Source organism: Chamaesiphon sp. OTE_8_metabat_110 (genome assembly GCF_031382685.1).
In the GTDB taxonomy this organism is placed as follows: Bacteria; Cyanobacteriota; Cyanobacteriia; order Cyanobacteriales; family Chamaesiphonaceae; genus Chamaesiphon.
Map to the genome: position 1 here is coordinate 1 of NZ_JANMZA010000166.1, position 7,497 is coordinate 7,497.

Genomic DNA, 7,497 nt, shown 5'->3' on the forward strand with positions numbered 1-7,497 from the left:
GGCATTGATGTTTGCCGCCCAACGTGGCGATGCTCGAATTGTCGAGCTGTTGCTGAGTGCTGGTGCGGATGTCAATCTGGGGCGGCGTCAATTTGGGACGACAGCGCTGATGTTTGCTGCTGCTGCCAATCGCGCGGCGGTGGTGGGGCAATTATTGGCAAGCGGTGCGGATGTGAATGCGATTAATGAAGATGGGAGCACGGCGCTGATGGGCGCGACACTGGCTGGCGCTGCGGAAATTGTCGCACTTCTCATCGCGGCTGGTGCTGAGGTGCTGACGATCGATACGGCTGGTGATAATGCGCTAAATATTGCCATCAGTTACAACTATCCGGCGATCGTCCAGCAATTACTGGCGGCTGGTGCCGATGTGAGCTATCGCCGCAGCGATGGTAAAACGCCATTACTATTAGTACCCGCGTCAGGAGCGACGCTAGTTGCGCTGTTATTGGCTGCGGGAGCCGATCCGCAAGCGGTGGATGCTGAGGGGGAAAGTTTGTTATTAATTGCCGCCGAACGGGGTGATGTCGCCCCGATTCAACTGCTAATCGATGCTGGAGCTGCGATCGATCTCCAAAATCACGAGGGCTGGACGCCGCTAATTGCCGCCACTGCGGCGACGCAAATCGAAATTGTCCGGATCTTACTCGTCGCAGGAGCCAACCCCAATCTCCAATCCGAGGAAGGGGAAACAGCACTGCACCTAGCCGCGATCGAAGGGAATGTGGATCTCCTCCGGCTGCTGATTGGTCGTGGAGCTAAGGTGGATGTGGTTACTAGTCTGGGGGATACTCCCTTGATTTTAGCCGCATTACACGCGCATACAGCTACCGTAGCTGCGCTACTGGAGTCTGACGTGAATCTATCAGCTCATCAACAGGGGGAGATTGCCTTTGGAGTGGCGATCGTCAATGGCTATACCGATATTGCTAAATTACTGATGGCGGCGGGTGTTTCCCCGATCCAAACGTTCAAAGATGGGCAAACGCCGCTGATTATCAGTGCGATCTCCGGTAACTTAGAACTAGTCAAATCTCTAGTTGCCGTAGGTGTACCGCTCGATCTTGCCGATGCTACGGGTGCCACTGCCTTGATGTGGGCGACGCATCGCCAGCAGCCAGAGATCGTCAAATTTTTGCTCGGTGCAGGTGCCAGTCGGACTCATAAAAATCAGGGGGGCTTAACCGCGCTCGATTTAGCGCGGATGAATGCGGATCGTCAATCGATCGATCTGCTGGTTTGATGAAAATATTAGCAAAATTTCTCAAATCTCGATCGATCTGGGCGCATAACGCGATCTCGTCCTCCCAATCGATAATTATTGCTGGCATTTCACCCTCTCACATCTATGCCTCTCAATCCTTTGAGCGTATTTTACCGCGTCCCCATGTGGAAATTAGCCTTTGAGCAAGGATTACCCCGGATTAAGATCTCGTGGCGATGCGATCCTGAAGCGGTTAGTCAGATTGCCCGAGCGGGAAACTTGGAGATTACAGGTATATCGCTAGTGGATCTTTTAGCGGTAAATGCTTATTTCGATGGATTATTGCTCACCGATTGTCAATTGACAAATCTAGTAGTCACAAATCTGTATCGATTAGCCGCTACCGATGCCAATCCTGGCGGACATAATTGCTGGTTTAATTTTATCACCGCCATGACCTTCAAGGCGGCGCTGCATACTTGGCAAAAAGTGCCCAAATACCAACAGTCAGAAGAATTATTCGAGCGGTTAACTACACCGATTTTAAATCTGCGACAGTTATTCGATCGTTTCGATCCAGAGTATGACCCGAATCTATTAGCGGGACTTCAAGCCTGGACTTATCGGGTTGTTGCTTACAATTCTTTTGCTTATCTCCGCAAGCATGGCGATCCTTATTTTAGATTGTCAAACTTAGGTGTCGTGTCTCGATCGAGTTGGCTGACAATTCGGACGGCAACAATCGGGAATATTGGATCCGATCGGATCGATCCTTATCTTACGGTCTGTAAACTATTTAAAAGCTATTTAGAACGCAAGAAAATTAGAGTTAATAATTTAGAGCTACATCATTGGCAAGAGATCTGCGTCGAAATCAGCTCGAAATCGATTGAAATAACGAGCGATGAATTACGCAGTATAATCGAGCGAATCGGCGGCTGGATTCGCACCCAAGCTAACCCGATTATCGAGAAGTACGATCCTAATCTACTTATCTCGATCGAAGGTTCAGCCGAACTTTCAGAGCCGGATTCTCTAGATTCAAATGCCCATCTCCGTCAGATTTTTGCTCTGCTCGGGCAATTTATCGGTAGTTTACCTGCTCCCACTCGAAAACTAGTCGAGTTACGCCATCAGCATCAGCTCAATCAAGTCAGTATTGCCAAAATGATGTCGATCGATCAGTCCCAAGTCTCGCGGCAATTGGGCAAAATTTACCTAAACTTACTCGATGTTATGCACTCGCAGATCCCGCATCCCGATGGCATCAAATCACAGAAAAATAGCTTGGCGATCGCGACAGCTCGATCCCTAATAGATAAATATTTTTTAGTCAAGATATCGCCAAGCTAGTTACATAAAGACAAGATCTCTGTTCCAAGTAGTTAGTGGCTCAATCTAATTTAATTTTTATGAGTATCTTCGATCGACAAGTCCAATTATTAAGTGAAATATATCCAGAACACGTCTGGATCGATATCACCGATCTGGCATCTGCCAGCCCACTAGAACTCAGTCGTTATACAATCGATAAAATTAGTAACTACCTCAGCGATTTGGGCTTGGTTGTCAAAGCAGCTTTTCCGACTGAAGAGTTATATCTACCGCTGATTAGTAAAGCTATCGACGGTTTCGGATTATTAATAGCTGGTGTGAGAGTGGCTTTTATCCCCAGCAACAGTATCGATCTAGCTGGCTTTGAGATTCAGCAAGAATGGGTAGATCTGAATAATTGGGCTGCTGATTACTATGTACCGTTCCAACTCGTTGGCGTTGGCGATAGCCTGCCGTCAGGCACAGCCTCTCGGAACGAGAATCGCGAGCATAATTATATCCATTTGTGGGGATTTATTTCTCATCAGTCCGTACAAAAAAAAGCCAATCTCGATCGCACGCTTCGCACCTATGAAGTCGATAGTGCGGATCTAATTGCCGAGCTAGAGCAGCTCTGGCTGAGTTGCGAACTACTAAACGCTGGCGAGTTGACATCCGAGCGAGGATCGGTTTGTGCCTTAGCACCATTATCTGCTTCAGCAGCCACTGCAACAATCGATCGATTACAACAGCATAAATCGGTCTTTTCACCTCGTCTACTGCTACCGTTCGAGGAGTGGGGGGCAATTATGAATACACCTGAGTATTTGTATCTATACGCCCGTCCGCTGCCAGTAATTACCAAGATCTCCAATTGGTTTCGATCGCAAGTTGAGTCGATCGATCGAGTCAGTAACTATATTAATGAAGGCGGCTGGTTGACGATCGATCGAATCGATTGGCAGCCCCAACTTTTACCCGGTTTCTTTCATGCTCACGATCTGAAAGATCTATTTGCCTTTGGGAATACAATATTAAGTACAGAGCAAGAAATTCAGCGCGCAGTTGATAATTTGTATGCCAATCAGAATCCCGCTCGAAAAGTAGATTTACCTGCTAATGTCGATTCACCACTACTGCTACTAACTTATTTAATTCAACATACCACCGATCTCACATTATGCTGGCAAGCCGTAGAATATCTCTGGAAAATCGCGCCAGATAACAATCAAAACTGGCACCGTCGGATCAAAGATCTCGGCTTAGTCATGCAAGGGCACAAGCTGGGATTGATGGTTGCAGCCATCCCCTTACTCGACGGTACTTACACTATTCTCAATCGCGTGTATCCGATCGGTACAGAAGCATGTTTACCACCAAATGTGCAGCTAAATCTCTTCTCAGAAAGTGGCGAACGACTCTATCAAGTTGAAAGCCGAGCGACAGCGATCGACAGTTACATTCAGCTCTATTTTACTGCTAGTGTCGGTAACTTATTTAATGTTTGTATTAGTATGAATGGTACTAGCATCACCGAAGCATTTATCATCTAATTAGAGCCGATCGCCGCTCTAATGTTTGTTACGCAACGTAATAAAACGATCGTGAAAATCGAGCGATGTGCTAGATTACACTGGAGGTACTGAAGAAGTTCCACTCTTTTAGATTCGAGGTTAATAATGAGCCATATTTGGATACTCGATCTCGCCCCTGAAGCCGCCCTAGACTGTCTATCTGCGCGGTTGCGGATCGCCACGATCGACGATGAAACTGGTGCGATAAGTAATCCCCACTATGGTGGTAATGGGACATTAAAGATCGCATCACTAATTAACCTCAATCGTCAAATTATCGATAAGTTTAAATCAGCAACTTGCGAACGCAAATATCTGGGTGGTATTAAGATTCCCGATACAATGATCGACCGGGTTGCCGATCGGCTCGATGAATTGAGAACGGATGTGCGAGAATTTCAGCAATTACTCGATCGCACATTTACACAAGATTCATGGTCGAACATTCGTGAAGGATTACTCCAAAGCTTAATTGGCATCGCCCCGACTGAGCCGATTAGATTGGCAATAATTACGGATGATTATGAACTTCAATCGCTACCGATCGAGAATACCACTTTTATTACCAATGTTTTAGGAAAAAACAATCGCTCTGTTAGTGTGGTATTTTCACCGAGAGAGCAGCAGAAAAAACTGGTATGGAAAGATGTGCCCAGGATTTTATTAGTACTCGGTAGCCAAAAAGGGATCGAGCAACCGATCGATATTAATGAAATAAAAAAGTATTTTCCAGCACCAGCTATTTTTGAACTACTATCGCATCCATCCCGCGAACAACTGCTCCGAACGATTAGCGATCGCGTTTTCGATATCATTATGATTATCGGACACAGCCATGCTAATAGTAATGGGAGCGATGGTAAAATTCATATTAATGAAGATCTCAATGAAAACTTTGATGGCATCTCGATTCAACAATTTACGCAACCTTTTAAAAACAGCGTTAATAAAGGGCTAAAATTAGTCATCTTAGCGGGTTGTTCGAGTATTGGTGTCGCGAGAGCTTTAGTTTCCGAACAAATTGGCGTACCGAATGTTATCGCCTTTAGAATTCCCGTTCATTACCAGGTATTGAGACTATTCTTCGAGCGATTACTCGATTACTGGATCGCCCGCGCTCATAGTCTAGAAGTAGCGTTAACTCAAACTAGGGGTGAATTAAAACTCTACGATCGCGATGCGCCGGGGGCATCGATTTTGCCCATTTTATTGACATCGCCGTGGGATATCCCCCTGCATTTTCCCAAAAAAATTAGATTGCGATGGCAAAAAAGAATTCTGCATATAGCGATCTTTCACACCCTATTAACTAGCAAAGCTAAAAGGGTCAAAGTGAAAAAATTATCAATTTTAGGGATTGGGTTAGCTGGGACGATCGCTTGGTGGTACATAGCGCAACCACCCAAGTTAGCAGATGCTTGTAACTTTATCCAAGATGATAGCATTAGCTGTGGTGAAGAGATTTTACTTAAAGCCCCAAATATCCGTCCGCGCGAGGACAAACAAGCTGGTGCTAATGCCATTGCTAATAAAGATTACGATCGAGCAGTCCCACTGCTGACTAAATCTTGGGATGCCAAGCAAGATCCCGAAACACTGATTATGTTAGAAAATGCTAAGCTAAAACGGCAAAATCTGCCAATTAGAAGTATTGCCATTAGTATCCCCTCCTCTGGCTCGACACCCCTAGATATTCCCACAGGAATGTTAAAAGCGGTAGCATTTGCTCAACAACAATGGAATGCCGATTCCAATCATACTTGGAAGTTGCAAGTGGCGATCGTCGATGACAGAAATGACAAATCCTCTGCGCCTAAATTAATCGATAATCTCCTCAATCGCGATATCTTGGCAGGAATCGGTAGCTATTCATCAGAAGTCACCTCCGAGATTAAAAATAGCTACACGCGCAATAATACTGTATTAGTTTCGAGTACTAGTACTGCGACCGAACTCACCAATCTTAAGCCGGGTAATTTCTTCTTTCGAGTCTGTGCGAATAATAAAATATCCGGTAAAGCAATCGCTGACTACTTAAAATCTCATAAGTACACCAAAATTGCTCTATTTCACACCACTGGCAAGAAGTTTAGCGACTCAATGACTAAAGCGCTCAAAGAAAATCTTCAGGGCATTAGTATCGTTGAGGAATCTAACTTTGAACCAACAGGTAATGCGATCGACGTAATTAATAGAGCTAAACAAGCTGGCGCACAAGCCATCGTCTTGATTCCCGATGCCTATACTAGTGAAGCACCAGAGCGCGATCGATTGTTGTCGTTGATTGAGGCGAATAATGGCGACTTACCAATAATTGGTAATGAAGTAGTCAAAGATCAAACTTTATTTACGAGATTTAACGAACGCCAACTTCAGAAACTAGTAATCAGTTTACCGTGGCATTCTTCGACCTATCGTAATAATACGATCGTCGAACCTGCTTTTTGGGGTAATAAAGCTCAACTAGATCATCGCATCGCCATGACATATGATGCGGCGCAAGTAGTCATCCAAGCCTTAGATCGAGTACCGACCGATCGCTCGCCGATGGAGACGCGTGCGGAAATTCAAAAAATCATCAGCAGCAACACCTTTAGCACCCAAGGAATCACCGGAGATGTCAGTTTTACAGGTAGCGATCGCTATCAGTCAATCAATAGTTTAGTACAACCGCTCTGTATCCAAACCAAGTGTGCCGGGTTTCAACCAGCGCCATAGCTCCATACCTACCGATCGACACCAAAAAATGTCATAATATCAGATGGTTTCAGCTTGATATAAGATCCCATAACTCTTCGACTGCCTGACACCCGAGTGTTGTGTAAAGATATAAGTAAATAAAATTAATTTAGGTTATGACTCAAATCACTAATTCCGCTGATGTACCAGATCTCGGTCGTCGCCAGTTCATGAATCTGCTCACCTTCGGCACGATTAGTGGCATGGTTCTGGGAGCTGCCTATCCGTTCGTCGCTTACTTCGTTCCCCCGGCTAGTGGTGCGGCTGGTGGTGGTGCGACTGCCAAAGATGCTCAAGGCAATGAAGTCAAAGTCAGCGCATTTTTAGCAGGTAAAGTCAAAGGCGATCGCGAATTGGCACAAGGGCTAAAAGGCGATCCTACTTATATCGTCGTTGCTGACGGCACGATTGTCGATTACGGTATCAATGCGATTTGTACTCACCTCGGTTGTGTGGTGCCTTGGAACAAAGCCGAAAACAAATTCATGTGCCCTTGCCACGGTTCTCAGTACGATGCGGCAGGTAAAATGGTACGTGGTCCCGCGCCCAAATCGTTACCGCTGGTTCATGCAGCCGTCACTGCCAATGATACGATCGCGATTACACCGTGGACAGAAACTGACTTCCGCACAGACGAACCCGCTTGGTGGGCATAAATTAGGCGAT

General features: G+C 45.7%; 5 protein-coding genes. All 5 read left to right on the plus strand.

Translation table 11 applies throughout. The annotated features are described in order from the left end of the window. On the plus strand, positions 1-1,243 hold a 1,243-nt coding region (locus RMO52_RS05985), incomplete at its 5' end, for an ankyrin repeat domain-containing protein (protein WP_310411858.1). 105 nt (positions 1,244-1,348) lie between these two features. Next, a complete protein-coding gene (locus RMO52_RS05990) occupies positions 1,349-2,557 on the plus strand; it encodes a hypothetical protein (RefSeq protein ID WP_310411860.1) in 1,209 nt (402 codons plus the stop codon). Between the two features lie 59 nt (positions 2,558-2,616). Next, positions 2,617-4,071 carry a DUF1822 family protein gene (locus tag RMO52_RS05995; RefSeq protein ID WP_310411863.1) on the plus strand — a complete coding sequence of 485 codons (1,455 nt, stop codon included), beginning with the start codon at positions 2,617-2,619 and terminating at the stop codon, positions 4,069-4,071. Positions 4,072-4,197: 126 nt separating this feature from the next. After that, complete coding sequence (locus tag RMO52_RS06000; protein ID WP_310411866.1) at positions 4,198-6,810, plus strand: ABC transporter substrate-binding protein; 2,613 nt, start codon at positions 4,198-4,200, stop codon at positions 6,808-6,810. Between the two features lie 137 nt (positions 6,811-6,947). Beyond that, a complete protein-coding gene (gene petC / locus RMO52_RS06005; RefSeq protein ID WP_309742437.1) occupies positions 6,948-7,487 on the plus strand; it encodes a cytochrome b6-f complex iron-sulfur subunit in 540 nt (179 codons plus the stop codon). Positions 7,488-7,497 lie beyond the last annotated feature (10 nt).

What these genes read in the sequence shown, in the direction of transcription:
- petC (WP_309742437.1), top strand. Translation starts at nt 6,948, where the DNA reads ATGACTCAAATCACTAATTCCGCTGATGTACCAGATCTCGGTCGTCGC.
- RMO52_RS06000 (WP_310411866.1), top strand. Translation starts at nt 4,198, where the DNA reads ATGAGCCATATTTGGATACTCGATCTCGCCCCTGAAGCCGCCCTAGAC.
- RMO52_RS05990 (WP_310411860.1), top strand. Translation starts at nt 1,349, where the DNA reads ATGCCTCTCAATCCTTTGAGCGTATTTTACCGCGTCCCCATGTGGAAA.
- RMO52_RS05995 (WP_310411863.1), top strand. Translation starts at nt 2,617, where the DNA reads ATGAGTATCTTCGATCGACAAGTCCAATTATTAAGTGAAATATATCCA.